Source organism: Pseudoflavonifractor sp. An184 (assembly GCF_002160305.1).
Classification (GTDB): Bacteria; Bacillota; Clostridia; order Oscillospirales; family Oscillospiraceae; genus Lawsonibacter; species Lawsonibacter pullicola.
Genome location: NZ_NFKI01000055.1, coordinates 1 through 20,168, shown reverse-complemented (window position 1 = coordinate 20,168; position 20,168 = coordinate 1). Strand labels below are relative to the sequence as shown.

Genomic DNA, 20,168 nt, shown 5'->3' with positions numbered 1-20,168 from the left:
CGGAAAAGTCCTCGCTGCGCTCGCTGAACGCCTTGCTCTGCAAGGCATTCAGGGCATTCGATCCCACTCGAGGCGGGCTGCCGCCCCCTCGAGCTCCCCCGCCAACGCTCCGGCGGATTCGTCTGAACAGAGGTTTTTCGACAAGCTGAACAGCCGCCTGCGGGCGGCTGTTTTTCTGCGGCCGGGGCCGGAAGCATTTCAGAAAACTTTAAAAAATGCGCGCTTTTTGGGTAAACACCCCATCTTTTTCCCTCAGTTTTCAATTTCTTGCAGAAAAATTAAAAAATGGCCCCAAGTTTCTTCATGCTTTTTTCATATTTCTCCCGTATACTGTGACTTGTCAAACGGGAAAACCCCCACAGCTTCACACGGAGGAGTGATTGATCATGGCAGACAATGAATTCAATTTTTATAATAGTGAGAACGACGGATACCGCGGCGGCTTCGGCGACTACGCCGACCCCTCTCCGGCTCCCGTCCCGGGCCCTGCCGGTCCCGGACCTGAGTCGCCCGGGAAGCGTCCCGGCCGGTTCACCAAGCGGGCCATCGCCCTGCTGCTGGCCTGCGTGGTGGTGGGCGGGGCCGCCGGCGCAGGCGGCGCGGCGGCCTATCAGCAGTTTGCCAAGCCGGACACGGTGGTCTACCAGGGCGAGCGGCCCACGGTGGACGTGGACACGGTGGCCAACAGCAACGGCGGCCAGCCCATGACCCCGGAGCAGCTGTACGCGGCCAACCTGGCCTCCTGCGTGGGCATCACGGTGTCCACCACCTCGGTGAACATCTTCGGGCAGACCACCACCTCGGCGGCCAGCGGCTCCGGCTTTGTGCTCACCCAGGACGGGTACATCGTCACCAACTATCACGTCATCGAGGATGCGGTGGACGACTCGTCCGTGTCCATTGAGGTGTCCTTTGCCGACGGCGCCCAGTACACCGCCACCCTGGTGGGCGGCGAGCAGGACAACGACGTTGCGGTGCTGAAGATCGACGCCACCGGCCTGCAGCCCGTCACCCTGGGCGACAGCGAGCAGCTGGTGGTGGGCGAGACGGTGTACACCATCGGCAACCCCCTGGGCGAGCTGACCTACTCCCTCTCCAACGGCCTGGTGTCCGCTCTGGACCGGCTGATCACCACCAGCAGCACCAACCAGACCACCGGCCAGACGGAGACCACCACCCTGAACGTGCTGCAGACCAACTGCGACATCAACCCGGGCAACTCCGGCGGCCCCCTGTTTGACAGCTACGGCAACGTGGTGGGCATCGTGACCGCCAAGTATACGCAGACCAGCTCCGGCGTCTCCGCCGAGGGCCTGGGCTTCGCCCTCCCCATCAACGACGTGAAGGAGATCATCAACGACCTGATCGAGCACGGCTATGTCACCGGCAAGCCCTATCTGGGCATCCAGGTGCAGGACGTCTCCGACGAGGCCCAGCGCTATGGCATCTCCGCCGGCGCCGCCGTCCTCTATGTGGCCGACGGCTCCTGCGCCCAGGAGGCCGGCCTGCAGGTGAACGACATCATTATCGCCATTGACGACACCGCCATCGACTCCAGCAGCGCCCTCACCGCCGCCCTGTCCAGCAACTATAAAGCGGGGGACACCGTCACCCTGACGGTGATCCGCAACCAGCAGCAGGTCCAGCTGTCCGTCACCCTGGACGAGCAGAACGAGCAGACCGAGGCGGCCAACCAGATTCAGGAGCAGTCCAGCCAAGACCAGCAGAACAACTCCCAGAGCGGCGGGTCCTACTACAACAACTGGCCCTTCGGCGGGTTCTTCTGGTAAGCCCCCCTTTGATCCATTCCATCCCACTTTCGGTTTTCTCTCTCCCCCTTTTATCTGCCCGCCCCGGCGCCTTCCGGTCCCAATGGGACCGGGGAGCGCCGGGGCGGGCTGTTTCTTCGCCCGGGCCGCTCACAGCCCGGCCAGCACATCCTCCACCCTGTGGCAGCGGAGGGGGAACCGGGCCCGCAGCTCCTCCGCCGCGCTCTCCATCAGATAGGGGCGGCCCGCCAGCTCCAGCATGGGCAGGTCGTTGTAGTTGTCCCCGAAGGCCATCACCTGTTCCAGGGGGACCCCCAGGACGGCGCACAGCCGCCTCAGCCCCACCCCCTTGTCCGCCAGGGTGAAGTCCAGCCACTTCTCCCCCGCCACGGCGGCGTGGAAATGCCCGCTCCAGCGGGGGGCCAGCTCGGGCTCCACCCCTCTTGCTCCGTCCCGGCAGTAGGCGGACACCTTTACAAAGGGCTCGGGCATGTCCTCCGGCCGGGGGAGGAGGGCCACGTTGTTGCCCACAAAGTCCCGGATGAGGGAGACGATATCCCCCTCCTTGGGGCACAGGTAGCTGGTGTTGGCCCCGGAGATGAGCACCTCGCACCGGGGATGGGCCAGAATCTCCCGGCACAGCTCCAGGGACAGGTCCCGGTCCATCTCTGTGCGGCTGAGGATGGGGCCCGGGGCCCCCGGACCATAGACCACCGCCCCGTTCTCGCACAGGTAGTAGAGCTGGTCCGCCACCGGGGCAAACAGCTTCCGCAGGCTGGTGTACTGCCGCCCGCTGGCGGGACAGAAGCGGATGCCCCGCTCCTTCAGGCGGGCGATCTGTTCAAAAATGGCCGGCGGGATGGCGTTCGCCCCATCCTGCAGCAGAGTTCCGTCGATATCGCTGACCACCAGCTGGATCATGGATCATTCCTCCCTTTCTCTGGTCCGGCCGCGGGTCCCGGATTTCCGAGACGTCCGCTCTGGTAAAATCCACGCCCCCGGACCTGTCCGGGTACGCATTTTTGTTTGAACCATGGAAAATTGTTTGAACTATGTTAAATATAAGTAAAATTCATTGACGGTGCCCGGGACCTGCCCCTATAATAAAGAATGTGTTAAGAAAGAAATGCGGTGTGCAGAGAGGGAACAATGCCATGGGAGCATCGGGACCCGGGCCGGAGGGAACCGGCCTGCTACAACTTCATCGGACAATACTGGCATAACCTGCGGAGCCGGCGGAGCGCCGGGCCCGTGGGCTGTGCCTTTTTATATTTTTACCGCAAACCCGAAACAATAGCAATAGATAGTTCCCTGAAACGAGAGAGAAAGAGGAGGATTCCAATCTTATGCAGATGACAGACTTTTTAAGCCTGTTGGGGGGCCTGGCCCTGTTTCTGTACGGCATGCAGATGATGAGCTCCGGCCTGGAGGCCGCGGCTGGCAGCCGGATGAAGCAGATTCTGGAGCGGCTCACCGCCAACCGGTTTTTAGGGGTACTGGTGGGGGCGGCCATCACCGCCGTCATCCAGTCCTCGTCGGCCACCACCGTCATGGTGGTGGGCTTCGTCAACGCGGGCATGATGACCCTGAACCAGGCGGTTTGGATCATCATGGGCGCCAACATCGGCACCACCGTCACCGGCCTGCTCATCGCTCTGGACGTGGGGGAGCTGGCCCCCCTCATCGCCTTTGTGGGCGTGGTGCTGGCCGTCTTTGTGAAAAAGCCCCAGCTTCAGCACGTGGGCCAGATCTTCGCCGGCCTGGGCGTGCTGTTTATCGGCATGGACATGATGAGCGCCGCCATGTCCCCCCTGCGGGAGTCGGAGGCCTTTGTGGGCATCATGTCCAACTTCTCCAACCCGGTGCTGGGCATCCTGGCGGGCATGATCTTCACCGCCATCATCCAGTCCTCGTCCGCCTCGGTGGGCATCCTGCAGGCCCTGGCCAACAGCGGCGTCATCGCCTACTCCAACTCGGTGTTCGTCCTGTTCGGCCAGAACATCGGCACCTGCATCACCGCGGTGCTGGCCTCCATCGGCACCACCCGCAACGCCAAGCGCACCACCATCATCCATCTGATGTTCAACATCATCGGCACCGTCATCTTCACCGCCCTGTTCATCCTCTTCCCCATCGCCAGCGTGATTGACGGCTCCCTGGTGCTGCCCGGCGCCCTCGGCAGCTTCCTGAGCGGCGTGCTGCCCGCCACCCCCGCCGGCCAGATTGCCATTACCCACACCAGCTTCAACATCATCACCACCCTGCTCCTCCTGCCCCTGGGCAACTACCTGGCCAAGGCCGCGGTGAAGATTCTGCCCGACCGCCCCGAGGACAAGGACGAGCGCATGCACCTGGAGTACCTCACCCCCATCCAGACGGGCAGCAAGGAGAGCGGCCTGGGCGTGTCCGCCATCCAGGTGGACCAGCTCCAGCATGAGCTCCACCGGATGATGCTCATGGCCCAGGAGAACGTGGAGGCCAGCTTCCGCTCGGTGCTGGACCGGAACGAGGACGAGCTCTCCCAGGTGGAGGAGACCGAGGAGTATATCGACTTTTTGAACCGGGAGATCTCCCTCCACATCTCCCATGTGATCGCCTATGAGACCAACCAGCAGGCCTCCGCCGTAGTGAGCAGCTTCCTCACCATCTCCGGCAACATCGAGCGCATCGGCGACCACGCGGACAATTTGGCCGGCTACACCCGCATGCTCAACCGGCGGGACATCGCCTTCTCCCAGGCCGCCCAGCAGGAGATCGTCTCCATGCAGGACATCTGCCTGAAGGGCATCCAGCAGCTCCTGTCCGACCAGGCCGGGAGCGTGGAGTGGCTCACCCAGGTGTCGGCCCTGGAGCAGCGCATCGACGACATGACCCGGGACTACCGCCGGGGCCACCTGGCCCGGATGCAGAGCGGGGAGTGCTCCGCCGAGGGCGGCATCCTCTACTCCGAGCTCCTCACCGACTTTGAGCGCATCGGCGACCACATTCTGAACATCGCCCAGGAGCTCTCCAAGGTCCACCAGCACATCTAATAATACGCCAATCCCCTCTCTGCCGCCGGGCGGCAGAGAGGGGATTTTTTGGTCCATTCAGAAGTAAAACAGGTCCTCAAATTTCTTGTCCAGGGCGATGCACAAGATCAGGGCCAGCTTGGCGGTGGGGTTGAACTGCCCCGTCTCAATGGAGCTGATGGTCTGCCTGGACACCCCCACCAGCTGAGCCAGGTCCCCCTGGGACAGGCCCTTCTCCGCCCGGGCCACCTTCAAACGGTTTTTTAAAACCAGCTGTTCATCCAAACCCTCGCCCCCTCTCACCAGGTCCGCAGCACATAGCAGAGCAGGAAGCACAGGGAGGCGACGGCCCCGAACACGATCCCCCAGAGGAATCTGCGCTCCCGCCGCGCCTGGTACTTACCCAGAGCCTGGGCGGCCAGATAGGCCCACAGCAGGGACATGGGCAGATAGTTGTCCAGCCCCTTCGTGAAGTCATAGACCAACACCGCGATAACCAGCAGGCAAAAGCTGATCTCTCCATACCGGCGGCCTTCGTTTTCCGCGTAGGTGACGCCCTCGTCCGTCTTCTCCTGCCGGCTCTTTTCCAGAATATCCTGTTTTTCCATACCGTTTCCCTCCTTATCCCTGCAGCGCGGGTAGGGTGTCCATCACATAAACCGCCAAATTGAGTACACAGGCCAGGGCCGCCACAATTCCCAGGCCAAGATAGCTCTTTTTCCGCCGGAATCCATATTCGCCCAGGGCCTCACAGGAGACATAGCCCATGAAGAATGCCTGGGGCAGATTGATGTCCAGTCCCAGTACCAACTGGTAGATCTGCACCGCTATCAGCAGGCTTAAAAATCCAACTACGCCCCACTTCCGTCCCTTCTCCTGGGCGTGCAGGACCCCCTCGTCACGGAGCTGATTTTCCTTCCGGCTCTTCTCCAGGATTTCATTCTTATCCATAAAAGCTCCTTTCCAGTTCGAGCCCCCTCCCGGCCCCGGCGCCTTGGGGCGGAGGCGGGAGCATCCTCTGCTGTGAGCTTATCCTATCACGCCGCCCTCGTTATGTCAAGTACACTTGGCAAAAAAACAATGAAACTTGGCACTCTGTCAAGAAAACTGGTTTTCCCGCTCCGTCCCGTCCTTCCAGGCTTGCGCCTTTGGGGCGGATGGATTACAATAGGAAAAAAGGCGCCCGGGCGGGCGCCGGAAGCGAGGTGCTGCAAGCATGACGGATATCCTTGTGGCGGGGGGCGGCCCGGCGGGGCTCACCGCCGCCCTGTACGCCGCCCGGGCGGGCAAGTCGGTGGTGGTGCTGGAGGGGAACGCCCCCGGCGGACAGATCAACTTCTCCCCCCTGGTGGAGAACTACCCCGGCCTGCCCTCCATCCCCGGCAGCCGGTTTTCCGAGGACCTGCTGCGCCAGGCGGAGGAGCTGGGGGTGGAGCTGGAGTACGAGTCGGTCACCGGCTTCCGCACCCATGGGAACGGCTTTCAGGTGACCACCGACTGCGCCCTGCGGGAGTGCCGGGCCCTGGTGCTGGCCACCGGGGTGCAGCACCGCACCCTGGGCCTGCCCGGGGAGGAGGAGCTGGTGGGCCAGGGCGTCTCCTACTGCGCCGTGTGCGACGGCCCCTTCTACGCCGGAAAAGCGACAGCTGTGGTGGGGGGCGGGGACACCGCCCTCCAGGACGCCCTGTTCCTGTCCGGGATCTGCTCCCAGGTCACCCTGATCCACCGCCGGGAGGAGTTCCGGGGGGCCCGGCGGCTGGTGGAGCAGGCGCTGGCCCGGGACAACATTGTCTGTGAGATGGACAGCACGGTGGAGGAGCTGCTGACCCGGGAGGGCGGCCTCTCCGGCGTGACCGTCCGGAACCGGATCACCGGCCAGGCCAAGCAGCTGGAGGTGGACGGCCTGTTCATCGCCGTGGGCCAGCAGCCCCAGAACGGGCCCTTCTCCGCCCTGCTCGCCGCGGACGAGGACGGATATCTGCTGGCCGGGGAGGACTGCAAGACCAGCCTGCCCGGGGTGTTTGCCGCCGGGGACTGCCGCTCCAAGGGGGTGCGTCAGCTGACCACCGCCGTGGGGGACGGGGCGGTGGCCGGGCTGGCCGCCTGCCGCTGGGTGGACGAGCACCCCAACTGACCTCCCCCGCCTTCAAAACCTTGGAAAGACAGGAGACAGACCTTTGAACTACTACTTTGCCCCTCTGGAGGGGGTGACCGGCTCGGAGTTCCGCCGGGCCCACCACCGCTGGTTCCCCGGCGTGGACGCCTACTACATGCCCTTTCTCTCCCCCACCCAGGACCACGTGTTCACTCCGCGGGAGCTGCGCAACGTCCTCCCGGAGCACAATCAGGGGTTCCGGGCGGTCCCCCAGCTGCTGACCAAAAACCCGGAGGACTTCCTCTGGTGCGCCGGGGAGCTCTCCGCCATGGGGTACGGCGAGGTGAACCTGAACCTGGGCTGCCCCTCGGGCACGGTGACCGCCAAGGGGAAGGGGGCCGGGATGCTGGCCCGGCCGGAGGAGCTGGACTGTTTTCTAGATACGGTCTTTTCTCAGGCTCCCCCCATGAAAATCTCCCTGAAAACCCGGCTTGGGCTGGAGGACCCGGAGGAGTTCCCCCGCCTGCTGGAGATTTTTGCAAAATACCCGGTCTCCCTGCTCATCCTCCACCCCCGGGTGCGCGCCGACTTCTACAAGCGCCCGGTGCGCACGGAGTGGTTCCGCTACGCCCTGGACCACTACCAGGGCCCCCTGTGCTTCAACGGCGGCCTGGTGACCGCCGGAGACTGCGCCCGCTTCGCCCGGGACTTCCCCGGCGTGGACCAGGTGATGATCGGCCAGGGCCTGCTGGCCAACCCCGCCCTGGTGCGCCAGGCCAGGGGCGGCCCCGGACCGGACAAGGAGACCCTCCGGGCCTTCCACGACGAGCTGTACCACACCTATCTGGAGCGCTTCGCCAGCCAGCGGAACACGGTATTCCACATGAAGGAGCTGTGGAGCTACCTGTCCCGGCTGTTTGTGGGGGCGGAAGGAAAACCCCTCAAGCGCATCCGCAAGGCGGCCGACTCCCCCGCCTATGAGGCGGCGGTGGACCAGATGTTCTCCCTCCCCCTGCGGGAGGAGGCGGAGTGGGGGCCGGGCGCGCCCCTCTGATTGGGAGCGACGCCTGCCCTCCCGCTCCGGGTACGCCTTCATGCACAATGACAGGAACAGAAACCGGCCGTCAGCAACGCTGGCGGCCGGTTCTCAGGCTGTCAAAAAAGTCCAAGGACTTTTCTGACAGCCTGCAAAAATGCCGTTACTTTTGCGCCCCGCAGCGGCGCAAAAGTCCGCGCTTCGCTTGCCGGAATCCTTGCACAGCAAGGTTTCCGGGGCATTTGATTCCATTCGAGGCGGGCCGCTGCCCCCTCGAGCTCCCCCGCCCAGACTGAGACTGATTCTGCTCAACAGCGTTTTTTGACAAACTGAGGAACCGGCCGCCAGACTGCTGGCGGCCGGTTCTTTTTGCGGTATGGAGAGTTCGTCCTCCCCGTTTTCCCCAAAATGCGGACAGGCCCTTTCGTATAATGGAAGAAAACGGAAGGAGCGTGATGATATGAACCGCTGGCACAGTGAGACGGTGGCCCAGCTTCTCCAGGAGCTGGACGCCAGACCCGGGGGGCTCTCCCCCCATCAGGCGGAGGAGCGCCTGCGGCGGTACGGCCCCAATGAGCTGGAGCCCCCCAGGCAGGAGGGGCTGCTGGGGCGGATTCTGGGGCAGCTGAGGGACCCCATGATTCTGGTGCTGCTGGGGGCGGCGGGGGTGTCCCTGGCCGCCAGCGGCGGGGAGGACTGGCTGGACGCGGTCATCATCCTGGTCATCGTGGTGGTGAACGGGATCATCTCCATCTCCCAGGAGGACCGGGCCCAGCAGGCTCTGGAGGAGCTGCGGAAGTTATCCTCCCCCCAGGCCGCCGTCCTCCGGGGAGGAAAGGTGACGAAAATTCCCGCCGCCCAGCTGGTGCCCGGGGACGTAATCCTGTTGGAGGCGGGGGACCTGGTCCCCGCCGACGCCCGGATTCTGGAGTGCAGCCGCCTCCAGGCGGACGAGTCCCCCATGACCGGGGAGTCGGTGCCGGTGGAGAAGGCCCCGTCGGAGTCCCTGCCCGCCGACGCCCCTCTGGGGGACTGGACCAACATGGTCATCTCGGGCACCCTCATCACCGCCGGCCGGGGGACCGCCCTGGTGTGCGCCACCGGGATGGACACCCAGATGGGCCGTATCGCCGGGCTGCTCCTGGACAGCGAGGGGACGGACACCCCCCTCCAGCGGCGGATGGGGGAAATTTCGAAAACCCTGTCCTTCCTGTGCCTGTGCGTGTGCGCGGTGATGTTCGGGGTGGGGCTCATCCAGGGGAAGGACCTGCTGGACATGTTCCTCACCGCCGTCTCTCTGGCGGTGGCCGCCATCCCCGAGGGGCTGCCCGCCATTGTTACCATCGTCCTGGCCCTGGGGGTGGGCCGGATGGCCCGGCGGGGGGCCATTGTGAAAAAGCTCCCGGCTGTGGAGACCCTGGGGTGCGCCGGGGTGATCTGCTCGGACAAGACGGGCACCCTCACCCAGAACAGGATGACCGTCCAGCAGGTGTGGATTCCCGCCGGAGGCCGCCGGCGGGAGGCCCTGCTGGCGGGGTGCCTGTGCAGCGACGCCCGCCTGGAGTGGCGGGCGGGGGCCCCCGCCGCCCAGGGGGACCCCACGGAGGGGGCCCTGGTGGTGGCCGCCGCCAGGGAGGGTCTGGACAAGAACAAGCTGGAGGAGGAGCAGCCCCGGCGGGCCGACCTGCCCTTCGACTCCACCCGAAAGCTCATGTCCACCGTCCACCCCAAGGCGGACGGCGGGTTCCGGGTGTATGTGAAGGGGGCTCCGGACGTGCTGCTGGACCGGTGCACCGCCGGGCCCCGCGGCCCCCTCACCGCCCCTCAGCGCAGCCGCATCCTCCGGGCCAACGAGGAGATGGCGGGGCAGGCCCTGCGGGTGCTGGCGGTGGCAGAGCGGGACCTGGCCTTTCTGCCCCCCAGCCTGGACTCCCAGACTCTGGAGAGCGGCCTCACCTTCCTGGGCCTGTTCGGCCTCATGGACCCGCCCAGGCCGGAGGCAAAGGCGGCGGTGGAGCTGTGCCACCGGGCGGGGGTGCGGCCGGTGATGATCACCGGGGACCACAAGGCCACCGCCTCCGCCGTGGCCCGGGAGCTGGACATCCTCCGGCCCGGGGACCGGACCCTCACCGGGGCAGAGCTGGACTTTCTGCCCCAGGAGCTGCTGGAGGAGGACATTGACCAGTTCTCCGTCTTCGCCCGGGTGTCCCCGGAGCACAAGATGCGCATTGTCAACGCCTGGCAGAAGAAGGGGAAGATCGTGGCCATGACGGGAGACGGGGTGAACGACGCCCCCGCCCTGAAGGCCGCCGACATCGGCTGCGCCATGGGCCGCTCCGGTACCGACGTGGCCAAGGGGGCCGCCGCCATGATCCTCACCGACGACAACTTCTCCACCATCGTGGAGGCCATCGAGGAGGGCCGGGGTATCTACGCCAACATCCGCAAGGCCATCCACTACCTGCTCTCCTGCAACATCGGGGAGATTTTGACCATCTTCGCGGCCACTCTGCTGAATTTCGGTCAGATGCCCCTGGTGCCGGTGCAGCTGCTGTGGCTCAACCTGGTCACCGACTCCCTCCCCGCCCTGGCCCTGGGGGTGGAGCCGGTGGAGGCCGGGGTGATGGAGCAGCCGCCCCGCCCGGCGGACCAGGGGCTGTTCGACCAGAAGTTCTCCCTCCGCCTGACCTGGCAGGGGCTGATGGTGGGCGGGCTCACCCTGGCGGCCTACTTTCTGGGTTTCACCCGCCTGGCCGCCCCCGGGATGGAGGGGGCCGTCGCCAACACCATGGCCTTCTCCACTCTCACCCTGAGCCAGCTGTTCCACGCCTTCAACGTGCGCAGCGAGGACCGCTCCATCTTCGCCCAGGGAGCGCTGTCCAACCCGGCCATGAACCGGGCCTTTCTGGCGGGGCTGGCCCTCCAGCTTTCCGTGCTGCTGATCCCGCCCCTCCAGGGGGTGTTCTCCGTGGTCCCCATGGACTTCGCCCAGTGGCTCACCGTGCTGGTGCTGGCCGCCGCTCCGGTGCCCATCTGCGAGTGCGCCAAGGCCCTCTCCCGGCGGCGCTCCGCCCCGGAGGAAGAGGAGGAGCCCTCCTTCGTCACCGCCCGTCCCCGACAGAGGGCCGGGCGGAAGTAGGGCGTGAACGGACCGGGATCGTTGGCTCGGCAGTGCCGGGCGCGGTTGTGGAACCGCAGCAGCGGCAATTTTGGGGGATACTTAAAAACAAGCAGGCGGTTCCGCCGCCTGCTCTTTTTATCTCCGCACGATATTTTCGGAGATCTCCCCCAGGGCCTGGGCGGCCTCCATGTCGAACCGCTGACTCCGGGCCAGGTCGGCCAGGGAGATAATGCCCACCAGCTTTCCCTCCTCCACCACCGGCAGGCGGCGGATCTGCTGCTGGGCCATCAAACGGGTGGCGGCCCGGCAGTCCTCGTGGGGGGAGATAGAGGCGCATCCCCGGGTCATGATGTCCCGCACCAGGGTCTGGGCCGGGTCCTCCTCCGCCGCCACGCACCGCAGGACGATGTCCCGGTCGGTGACCATCCCACGCAGCCGGCGGTCCTCCCCGCACACGGGCAGGGAGCCCACGTTGTGGCGGCTGAGCAGCCGGGCGGCCAGGGCGGCGGAGGCGGTGGGCTCGATGGTGACCACGCTGGGGTTCATCAGGTCTTTGATTTCCATAAAAAGCGCATCCTTTCCCAATGTTGTGTCGGTACGTTCATTATACCCAGCGGGCGGAAAAACATACCAGCGGGGCCGCTCACGGCATCTTAACTAATTTTTAATGTTTCACCCATGGAATTCAGTTGCTTTTTGACGGGAAAACAGGTATACTTGTCCCGTTTACAATGCGCGCTCCGGCGCGGCAAAGGAGAATGTCATTTGAAACGAAATTCTGACGCGGCGGCCCGGGCCCCCAGGGGCAGACTGGGCAATGTCCTGCTGAACCTCCTGATTACTCTGATTGCGGGGGCGGTCTACTTCTATGTGGCCATCCCGGCCATCAACCTCCAGGCCGGGGAGTTTTACAGCTTTGTGTTCATGCTGTGCATGATCTACCTGCTGTGCGCCCTGGTGACCTCCGGGTTCCGGGGGAAAAAGGGCGAGAAGCCCTTCCAGCGGGGACAGCTGAAGGAGTATCTCACCTTCATCAAGCAGCAGTGCCTGCCGGTGGGCATCCTGCTCATCGCCATGGTCGTTGTGATCGTAGTGGGCCAGATCGTTTCCTTGCCCATCTTCCGGGCGGGGGCCTACCGGGACCTGCTCACCGTGGAGAACGGGGAGTTCACCCAGGACATCAGTCAGATCTCCTTCAATGAGATCCCCACTCTGGACCGGGACTCCGCCAACTACCTGGGGGACCGGCAGATGGGCACCCTCAGCGACATGGTCAGTCAGTTTGACTACTCCAACAGCTCCACCCAGATCAACTACCAGGGCCGGCCCGTGCGGGTGGCCCCCATCGCCTATGCCGACCTGATCAAGTGGTTCACCAACCGGGGCGAGGGTCTGCCCGCCTATGTGGTGGTGGACATGGTCACCCAGGAGGCCCAGGTGGTCCGCCTCCCCGAGGGGCAGGGGATGAAGTACTCCTTCTCTGAGCCCCTGAATCGGAACATTCTGCGCCACCTGCGGTTCCAGTACCCCACGTTCATGTTCTCCACCCCACGGTTTGAGATCGACGAGGAGGGCAATCCCTGGTGGATCGCCCCCAAGGTGGTCAAAACCATCGGATTGTTCGGGGGCACCGACATCGATGGGGCGGTGCTGTGCAACGCCATTACCGGGGAGAGCCAGTACTACGCCAAGGATGAGGTCCCCACCTGGGTGGACAATGTGTACACCCCTGAGCTCATCATGCAGCAGTACGACTACCACGGCACCCTGATCAACGGCTTCATCAACTCCGTTCTGGGCCAGCGGGACGTGACCATTACCACTCAGGGCTACAACTATATCGCCATCAACGACGATGTGTACGTGTATACCGGCGTCACCTCCGCCAACGCGGACCAGTCCAACCTGGGTTTCCTCCTGAGCAATCAGCGCACCAAGGAGACCAAGTTCTATGACGCTCCCGGCGCCACCGAGGAGGCGGCCAAAGTATCCGCCCAGGGTGTGGTCCAGGACCTGGGCTATATTGCCACCTTCCCCCTGCTGCTGAACATCGCGGACCAGCCCACCTACTTCATCCCCCTGAAGGACCAGGCCAACCTGGTGAAGATGTACGCCATGGTCAACGTGGCCCAGTACCAGATTGTGGCCACCGGGACTACCGTCTCCCAGTGTGAGCAGGAGTATATCCAGCTCCTGTCAGAGAGCGGAGTCACCGAGACGGAAGATCTGCCCCAGACCGAGGCGTCCGGCACGGTAGCGGAGATCCGCTCGGCGGTGCTGGAGGGGAACACCTATTACTTCGTCCGCCTGGAGGGGGAGGAGGTCTTCTATGCCCTGTCCGCCGCGGACAACACCACGGCCGTGATCCTCAACGTGGGGGATCGGGTGACCATCACCCACGCCGCCAGTCAGGAGGAGGCCTCCATTCTAGACGGCTATACCCTCACGGTGGAGGGCCGGGCCCAGGCCCAGGTCACTCTGCCGGAGCCGGATGCGGCCGCCGGGGATCTAACCGGGGAGTCCGGCGAGGTCCCCGCGGCGTGATGCGCCGCCCACAGACCGCCAGGCAGCTCCGCCGGAAGGGGGAGACGGACATGTCTCCCTTGTTCCGCGCCTCCTGAAGCCGCCGTCTAAAAGAATTTTTAATCTTTTCCAGAGGGCAATTTCATTTCCTTTCCGAAGGAAGTATGGTATACTAGTTGTGTATGGCCGGAGAACCTCCGGCCCAACAGAGAAAAAGGCGGGATTTTTTTGAATCATACATTTGACGCCCTGGTTGTGGGCGCGGGCTTTGCCGGGGCGGTCACCGCCCGGGAGCTGGCGGAGCGGGGAAACCTGCGGGTGCTGGTGCTGGAGCGCCGGGACCACATTGGCGGCAACGCCTATGACTGCCTGGACCAGGCGGGGGTGCTCATCCACCAGTACGGCCCCCACATCTTCCACACCAACAACAAGCGGGTGTTCGACTACCTCTCCCGCTTCACCCAGTGGCGGGACTATCAGCACCGGGTCATCGCCAACATTCCAGACGGGAAGACGGGGGGACGGATGACCTACCCGGTCCCCTTCAACCTCACCTCTCTGGAGACGGCCTTCGGCCTGGAAGAGGGACGGCGGCTGGGGGACAAGCTGCTGGAGGCCTATGGCCCGGAACGGAAGGTCACCATTCTGGAGCTGCGGCAGAGCGCCGACCCTGAGATTGCCGCCCTGGCGGACTACGTGTATGAGCACGTGTTCGTCCACTACACCATGAAGCAGTGGGGCCAGACCCCCGAGGAAATCGACCCCAACACCACCGCCCGGGTGCCCGTGTTCCTGTCCCGGGACGACCGGTACTTCCAGGACGCCTGGCAGGGCATGCCCCTGGAGGGCTACACCCCCCTGTTTGAGAAGCTCCTGGACCACCCCGGCATCGCCGTGGAGCTGGGGACAGACGCCCTGAAGCGGCTGGACCTGTCCGGGGACCGCGTCCGGGTGGACGGGGAAGTGTTTGAGGGCCCGGTGATCTACACCGGCCAGGCGGACGAGCTGTTTGGCTTCCAGTTCGGCCCCCTCCCCTACCGCACCCTGGACTTCCGGTTTGAGACCCTGCCCCGGGACGACTTCCAGGGCTACGGCACCGTAAACTACACGGTGGACGAGGACTACACCCGCATCACCGAGTTCAAGCACATGACCGGCCAGGTGAAGCCGGGGGTGACCACCATCGTGAAGGAGTACTCCCGCTCCTACACCGGCGCCCCGGAGGAGACCCCCTACTACGCCATCATCAACCCGGAGAACAACGCCCTGTATGCCCGGTATCAGGAGGCGGCGGGCCGCTTCCCCAACCTCCGCCTGCTGGGCCGCCTGGCGGAATACAAGTACTACAATATGGACGCCATCGTGGCCCGGGCATTGGAGCTGTCCGATCAGCTGATTTAATCTGCGGGGCGGAGCGGACTTTGCGGCGACGAGGACGCCATCGTGGCCCGGGCTCTGGAACTGGCGGATATGCTGGTATCACACACAAACCACCGCAATGCTGTATGGGCGGCCTTTGGCCGCCCGCATTGCCAACAGCGCTCAATCTTGTCGGGCGGCCAAAGGCCGCCCCTACAAAAATGGAGAAAGAAAACATGGACAAATTGATTACCTTCGCCGTCCCCTGCTACAACTCGGCGGCCTACATGGAGCACTGTGTGGATACCCTGCTCCAGGGGGGCGACGACATTGAGATCATCCTGGTGGACGACGGCTCCACCAAGGACGACACCCCCGCCATCTGCGACCGCTACGCCGAGCAGTATCCGGACATCGTCCGGGCCATCCACCAGCCCAACGGCGGCCACGGGGAGGGGGTCAACCAGGGACTCCGCAACGCCCGGGGGATCTACTACAAGGTGGTGGACTCCGACGACTGGGTGGACGTACCCTCCCTCCGCAAAGCCCTGGACAAGCTGCGCCAGTTTGTCCGGGACAAAAAGGCGGTGGACATGCTCATCTGCAACTACGTGTATGAGCATGTGGAGGACAACACCCAGCGGGTGATGCACTACCGGAACGTGTTCCCCCGGAACCGGGTGTTCGGCTGGGAGCAGATCGGCCGGTTCCGCCCCTCCCAGTACCTGCTCATGCACTCGGTGATCTACCGCACCCAGCTTTTAAGGGACTGCGGCCTGGAACTGCCCAAGCACACCTTCTATGTGGACAACATCTTCGTCTACCAGCCCCTGCCCTGGGTGAAGAACATGTACTACCTGGATGTGGACCTGTACCGCTACTTCATCGGCCGGGCGGACCAGAGCGTCAACGAGAAGGTGATGGTCACCCGGGTGGACCAGCAGCTGCGGGTCACCTATCAGATGATCGCCTCCCACAACCTGCGGAAGGTGGCGGCGGAGCACAAGAAGCTGGCGCGGTACATGTTCAACTACCTGGCTATGATGATGACCGTCTCCTCCATCTTCCTGCTCATCGACGGCAGCCCCGAGGCCCTGGGCAAAAAGACCCAGCTGTGGGAGTATTTACGCACGGTGGACGCGGGGATCTATCACAAGATGAAGTACCGGGCGGTGTCCGCCTTTACCAACTTCCCCGGCTACCAGGGGCGGAAGCTGTCGGTGCGCCTCTACCGGCTGGTGCGGAAAATCTATAAGTTCAACTGAACGACTGCGCGCCCGCATCCTCTGCGGGCGCGTTTTTTCTGAAAAGCATTGCTTTCCACCTGGTGGAAGGTTAAAAATTTGAAACTTTTTCTTGACTTTCCCCTGGCTGGAGCGAATATGCTTCCCTCCGAAAGGAGTGAGGCGAAATGCCGGAAAGCTGGAATGTGTCCTCTGCCGCCATGGCGGTCATGGCCCTGGTGGGTCTGTTTACGGTGGTGTTTCCCCTGGGCCTGGGGCTGGTGTTCCGGAGGAAGTTCGGAGGCCGCTGGCGGTTCTTTCTGCTGGGCTGTGTGGTATTCCCCCTGTTCGCCCTGACCCTGGAGGGAAGCGTCAACCGGGCGGTTCTGTACGGCCCCATGGGGGGCGCTGTCACGGGAAACCTGTGGCTGTACGCCCTGTTCGGCGGGGCTATGGCCGGAATCTTTGAGGAGTGCGGCCGCTGGGCCGCCTTCCGCCTGACCAGGCGCTGGAGCCGTGGGCCGGAGGACGCCCTCATGTACGGAGCGGGCCACGGCGGCATCGAGGCCGCCCTGCTGGCGGGGAGCATGATGCTCAACAACCTGCTGGTCTCCGTGGCCCTGAACCAGGACGGACTGGCGGGGGTGGAGGCCCTGATGGGCACGGGCCCTCTGTCCGACGCTCAGATCGCGACCCTGGTCCCTCTGGTCACCGCCCCGGCGGGGATGTATCTGTGGAGCGGCTTTGAGCGGGTGGTGGCCATCGCCATCCACCTGTCCCTTTCGGTGCTGGTATACGCGGCGGTGGGGAACCGGTCGTGGAAGGGGCTTGTGCTGGCCATCCTGCTCCATGCAGGGGTGGACGCCTGTGCCATTTTGACCTCCGCCTGGCTGCCCATCGCGGGGGTGGAGCTGGCGGCCCTGATCTGGGCCGTGGGCCTGGTCCTGCTGGCCCGCCGGACCTATGCCTCTCTGCGGCTTTCAGGACAAAAAATCCCGGAAATCACTTGACTTTCCCCCAGGTGGAAGGTCTATCCTATCCACAAGAGGAGGATGCTTCGGTGAAGATCAACGAGGTAGAGGCCCAGGTGGGCATCACCAAGAAGAACATTCGGTTTTACGAGGATCAGGGGCTCTTAAAGCCCCACCGGAACAGTCAAAACGGCTACCGGGAGTACGGCCCCCGGGAGGTGGAGCAGCTCAAGCAGATCAAGCTCCTGCGGAAGCTGGGGGTCCCCATCGAGGAGATCCGGCAGATGCAGTCCGGGGCCCACACCGTGGGGGACGGCATGCGCCGCCACCTCATCAGCCTGGAGCGGGAGCGGCGGAACCTGGAGCACTCCATGGAGCTGTGCCGCACCCTGAAGGACCGGGAGCAGCAGCTGGACGACCTGGAGACCGATGAACTGCTCTCCCAGATGGAGGTCATGGAGCGTGAAGGGACCACCTTCCTCAACCGCCAGCGGGAGGACACCAAGCGGGTGCGGTATGTGGCTCCGGCTGTGGTCACCGTGCTGACGGTGCTGCTCATGGCCGGGCTCATCGCCCTGATGCTCTATGGCTTCGCCTTGGAGGAGGACCCGGTTCCCACGCCTCTGGTGGTGGTCCTGGTGGCCATCCCCGGCGTGGTCATCTTCGGAGTGCTGCTGGCCGTGGCGCAGCGGTTCCGGGAGATTGAGAAAGGAGAGGCGGACGATGCCAAACAGTACTGATCCCAAGCGCCCCAGCCGGATCACGCCGGTGTTCGTGGCCGTCTGCGTGATTGCGGTAGTGTTCCTGATCGTGGGCAGCATACTGCTGGCCTTTCTGGCCATGGGAGGCGCCAACGCCTTTGCCTTGGGCTTCATGGCTCTATATGTCCTGGCGGGAGCGGCGGTGATTGGCGGCGTGATTGCCGCCACCATCCAGCGCCTGCACGAGATCAGCGGAGGGGAGGAAGAGGATGCCAAGCGATATTGAACAAAGACGCCGCCGCCAAAAGCGGGAGGCTGTCCAGGGGGCTCTGCTGTTTGCCGCCCTGCGCCTGGCCGCGGTGATCGTCCTGCTGTGGAGCATTTCCCTGATTCCGGAACTCCCGTGGCTCCAGACCGTTTTGGGGATTCTGACGCTGATCGTGGGCGTCCCGGTCCTCTTTATCTGGCCTATCTTGAAACAGCGCTTCCAAGAAATCGAAGGAGGAGAATTTGATGCTGCTGCTAAATATTGAGTACGTCCCCGGAAAAGAAATCGAGGCCCTGGGCCTGGTAAAGGGCACCGTGGTCCAGTCCAAAAACTTCGGCAAGGATTTTATGGCCGGGATGAAGACCCTGGTGGGCGGCGAGATCACCGGCTACACCGAGATGCTCATCGAGGCCCGCCAGATTGCCACCAAGCGCATGGTGGATGAGGCGGAGGCCCTGGGGGCGGACGCGGTCATCAACGTCCGGTACGGCTCGGCCTCGGTGATGCAGGGGGCCGCCGAGGTCATCGCCTACGGAACCGCAGTGCGGTACAGGTGACCCGGCTCCGACCCGCGCCCTGTTCTTTGAAGCGGGCGGGAACCGCACTTCGGGCCGGGCGGCACTCACGCCGCCCGGCCCGCTTCTGTCATTTCCACCGTTGACAGACAGCCCGGAACCGGATAAAATGGTACGGTACCTATCCGCCTGTACCATAGGCCGGATACCCGTATACCCCCGTGGCTCAGTTGGGTAGAGCGGCCGCCTCCTAACAATCGAACCGTTCGAACCCTGGAGCCCTTCATAATGGAATATTTTCTGTATATGCCCCCGTACCTCACCGGGATAGAGGGTCCGCCTCCTAAGCGGAATGTAGTGAGTTCGAGTCTCGCCGGGGGTGCCAAAATGACCGCTGTAAGCCGTTTTTCAATGGTTTACAGCGGTTTTTGTTATCGTTTCCTTTGGGCAGTCTTGCCGCTCCGCCGGAACAATTTTATACATTTCCCGCTGTATCCCTGCTAATTGGCTTCGAACACTTTTTTCGATTTTGCTAATAAAAATCGACACTTTGCTAAAACGATTTTTCCGACCTATTTTTCGGATGGGGCCGCCGCCAGCAATGCGGCCAGGGTGTTGGCCAGTTCCGGCGACTTGCGGAGCTGTTCCACCAGGGCCTCCAGGTCCAGCGACACACTCTCCGGCTCCTTCGGCCCCTGGGGTTTTGCCGGAGGGCGCACCGTCCGCAGATCGGGATTGGCGCTGGCGTAGAAGGCGTCCTCGAACTTCTGGGCGTTCACCTTCCGGTCCTAATCCAGGATATGGGCATACGCGCTGGTAATCATGTCGATCTCCGCATGGCCCGTGTCGCCCTGGGTGGCCTTCAGGTTGTGCTCTGCGATTGGCCGTGCTTAAAGTTGGAATAGCTTGCTGAGAGTGGATGATCCTACTGGATACCTTCAACAACGAAATTCTAGCTCATAGTGCTACATCTCAAAGGGGAGTAATAGGCCATACTATGGCGCACTCTTGTTGCATTGGTGCCCGCAACTCCAGTTTTAACTGATGAGGCATTATCCTTCTTCTTCCTCTGTCCAATATCTATTGTAGTCCCACAAATTCTATTTCAAAAATTTTTTAAAATTCACTTGACATTATCCTTGCCATATGATATGCTAGTAAAGCGCTTAAACGAGACTGGACCCACCCGTTGCCGGAGTGGCGGAATTGGCAGACGCCCGGGACTTAAAATCCCGTGGGAGTAATCCCGTGCCGGTTCGACCCCGGTCTCCGGCACCATATCGCGGGATAGAGCAGTTGGTAGCTCGTCGGGCTCATAACCCGGAGGTCGGAGGTTCAAGTCCTCCTCCCGCAACCAGAAATCCGCTGGAATCGTCTGATTCCAGCGGATTATTTTTGTTTTCTGCAACTTTTTTGAGGGGTTTATTTTTGGCTTTTAAATCTGACCCAGATTCTGACCCATACGGGAATTTTTCCGGACTGGAGAGGGCTATAAACTGCCGGAGAGAACGTGTTCCATGGCCTCCGCCGCCTGCCGCTGGGCCGAGGTGGTCACGTGGGCGTAGGTGTCCAGGGT

General features: G+C 63.4%; 20 protein-coding genes and 3 tRNA genes. 17 read left to right on the top strand and 6 right to left on the bottom strand.

The features are described from left to right. Together B5F19_RS17735 and B5F19_RS13935 are read left to right on the top strand one after the other, a co-directional pair. Positions 1–400: hypothetical protein (locus B5F19_RS17735; RefSeq protein ID WP_204248334.1), on the top strand; the 400-nt coding region annotated here is incomplete at its 5' end. Next, entirely contained in the window at positions 387–1,790 is a 1,404-nt protein-coding gene (locus B5F19_RS13935) for a trypsin-like peptidase domain-containing protein (RefSeq protein WP_087291485.1), read from the top strand. The genes B5F19_RS17735 and B5F19_RS13935, both read left to right, overlap by 14 nt. 129 nt (positions 1,791–1,919) lie before the next feature. Here the strand turns inward: B5F19_RS13935 and B5F19_RS13930 are convergent, their stop codons facing one another. After that, positions 1,920–2,690: an HAD family hydrolase gene (locus B5F19_RS13930; protein ID WP_087291483.1), complete on the bottom strand. Its 771-nt coding sequence runs from the start codon at positions 2,688–2,690 to the stop codon at positions 1,920–1,922. A 425-nt stretch (positions 2,691–3,115) separates the two neighbouring features. On the opposite strand from B5F19_RS13930, the gene B5F19_RS13925 reads away from it, so the two are divergent. Further along, positions 3,116–4,801 (top strand): Na/Pi cotransporter family protein, encoded by a 1,686-nt coding sequence (locus tag B5F19_RS13925; protein ID WP_087291481.1) that lies wholly within the window; start codon positions 3,116–3,118, stop codon positions 4,799–4,801. 57 nt (positions 4,802–4,858) lie between these two features. On the opposite strand, the gene B5F19_RS13920 is transcribed toward B5F19_RS13925, so the two are convergent. Genes B5F19_RS13920 through B5F19_RS13910 form a run of 3 tightly spaced genes read right to left on the bottom strand, consistent with a single transcriptional unit; the run spans position 4,859 to position 5,731 of the window. Then, positions 4,859–5,065, bottom strand: coding sequence for a helix-turn-helix transcriptional regulator (locus B5F19_RS13920; protein WP_087291479.1), 207 nt, complete (start codon positions 5,063–5,065; stop codon positions 4,859–4,861). Between the two features lie 14 nt (positions 5,066–5,079). After that, entirely contained in the window at positions 5,080–5,388 is a 309-nt protein-coding gene (locus tag B5F19_RS13915; RefSeq protein ID WP_087291477.1) for a DUF6442 family protein, read from the bottom strand. Between the two features lie 13 nt (positions 5,389–5,401). Beyond that, positions 5,402–5,731 (bottom strand): DUF6442 family protein, encoded by a 330-nt coding sequence (locus B5F19_RS13910; RefSeq protein WP_087291475.1) that lies wholly within the window; start codon positions 5,729–5,731, stop codon positions 5,402–5,404. A gap of 265 nt (positions 5,732–5,996) precedes the next feature. Between B5F19_RS13910 and B5F19_RS13905 the strand changes: the two genes are divergently transcribed. The 3 genes from B5F19_RS13905 to B5F19_RS13895 all read left to right on the top strand — a co-directional run bounded on the left by B5F19_RS13905 (position 5,997) and on the right by B5F19_RS13895 (position 11,050). Further along, entirely contained in the window at positions 5,997–6,914 is a 918-nt protein-coding gene (locus B5F19_RS13905) for an FAD-dependent oxidoreductase (RefSeq protein ID WP_087291473.1), read from the top strand. A 43-nt stretch (positions 6,915–6,957) separates the two neighbouring features. Next, positions 6,958–7,929, top strand: a complete 972-nt coding sequence (locus tag B5F19_RS13900; protein ID WP_087291471.1) for a tRNA-dihydrouridine synthase family protein — start codon at positions 6,958–6,960, stop codon at positions 7,927–7,929. A 442-nt stretch (positions 7,930–8,371) separates the two neighbouring features. Then, entirely contained in the window at positions 8,372–11,050 is a 2,679-nt protein-coding gene (locus tag B5F19_RS13895; protein ID WP_087291469.1) for a cation-translocating P-type ATPase, read from the top strand. 117 nt (positions 11,051–11,167) lie between these two features. Here B5F19_RS13895 and B5F19_RS13890 read toward each other — a convergent pair whose 3' ends face one another. After that, positions 11,168–11,596 carry a CBS domain-containing protein gene (locus tag B5F19_RS13890; RefSeq protein WP_087291467.1) on the bottom strand — a complete coding sequence of 143 codons (429 nt, stop codon included), beginning with the start codon at positions 11,594–11,596 and terminating at the stop codon, positions 11,168–11,170. A 201-nt stretch (positions 11,597–11,797) separates the two neighbouring features. Between B5F19_RS13890 and B5F19_RS13885 the strand changes: the two genes are divergently transcribed. The 9 genes from B5F19_RS13885 (at position 11,798) to B5F19_RS13845 (ending at position 18,977) form a co-directional block, all read left to right on the top strand. After that, a complete protein-coding gene (locus B5F19_RS13885) occupies positions 11,798–13,576 on the top strand; it encodes a CvpA family protein (protein WP_242972821.1) in 1,779 nt (592 codons plus the stop codon). A gap of 207 nt (positions 13,577–13,783) precedes the next feature. Then, complete coding sequence (gene glf / locus B5F19_RS13880; protein ID WP_087291465.1) at positions 13,784–14,956, top strand: UDP-galactopyranose mutase; 1,173 nt, start codon at positions 13,784–13,786, stop codon at positions 14,954–14,956. A 194-nt stretch (positions 14,957–15,150) separates the two neighbouring features. Next, a complete protein-coding gene (locus B5F19_RS13875) occupies positions 15,151–16,179 on the top strand; it encodes a glycosyltransferase (RefSeq protein WP_087291463.1) in 1,029 nt (342 codons plus the stop codon). 146 nt (positions 16,180–16,325) lie between these two features. Beyond that, positions 16,326–17,147, top strand: a complete 822-nt coding sequence (locus B5F19_RS13870; protein WP_087291461.1) for a YhfC family glutamic-type intramembrane protease — start codon at positions 16,326–16,328, stop codon at positions 17,145–17,147. A 50-nt stretch (positions 17,148–17,197) separates the two neighbouring features. Then, on the top strand, positions 17,198–17,848 hold the full coding sequence (locus B5F19_RS13865; RefSeq protein ID WP_087291459.1) for a MerR family transcriptional regulator: 651 nt from the start codon (positions 17,198–17,200) through the stop codon (positions 17,846–17,848). Further along, positions 17,832–18,095: a hypothetical protein gene (locus B5F19_RS13860; RefSeq protein ID WP_087291457.1), complete on the top strand. Its 264-nt coding sequence runs from the start codon at positions 17,832–17,834 to the stop codon at positions 18,093–18,095. The genes B5F19_RS13865 and B5F19_RS13860 overlap by 17 nt, the downstream gene beginning before the upstream one ends. Next, positions 18,079–18,342, top strand: a complete 264-nt coding sequence (locus B5F19_RS13855) for a hypothetical protein (protein ID WP_087291455.1) — start codon at positions 18,079–18,081, stop codon at positions 18,340–18,342. The genes B5F19_RS13860 and B5F19_RS13855 overlap by 17 nt, the downstream gene beginning before the upstream one ends. Next, the gene (locus B5F19_RS13850) at positions 18,323–18,634 is read left to right on the top strand and encodes a YbjQ family protein (protein ID WP_087291453.1); all 312 of its coding nucleotides are present in this window, start codon (positions 18,323–18,325) and stop codon (positions 18,632–18,634) included. Before B5F19_RS13855 ends, B5F19_RS13850 begins: the two co-directional genes overlap by 20 nt. Positions 18,635–18,900: 266 nt before the next feature. Beyond that, positions 18,901–18,977: transfer RNA gene (locus B5F19_RS13845), tRNA-Arg, on the top strand. A gap of 187 nt (positions 18,978–19,164) precedes the next feature. Here B5F19_RS13845 and B5F19_RS13840 read toward each other — a convergent pair. Continuing rightward, entirely contained in the window at positions 19,165–19,371 is a 207-nt protein-coding gene (locus B5F19_RS13840; protein ID WP_343219432.1) for a hypothetical protein, read from the bottom strand. Between the two features lie 412 nt (positions 19,372–19,783). Between B5F19_RS13840 and B5F19_RS13835 the strand changes: the two genes are divergently transcribed. Together B5F19_RS13835 and B5F19_RS13830 are read left to right on the top strand one after the other, a co-directional pair. Next, positions 19,784–19,870, top strand: a tRNA-Leu gene (locus B5F19_RS13835). A 3-nt stretch (positions 19,871–19,873) separates the two neighbouring features. Beyond that, a tRNA-Met gene (locus B5F19_RS13830) sits at positions 19,874–19,949 on the top strand. The last annotated feature ends 219 nt before the right edge of the window (positions 19,950–20,168 follow it).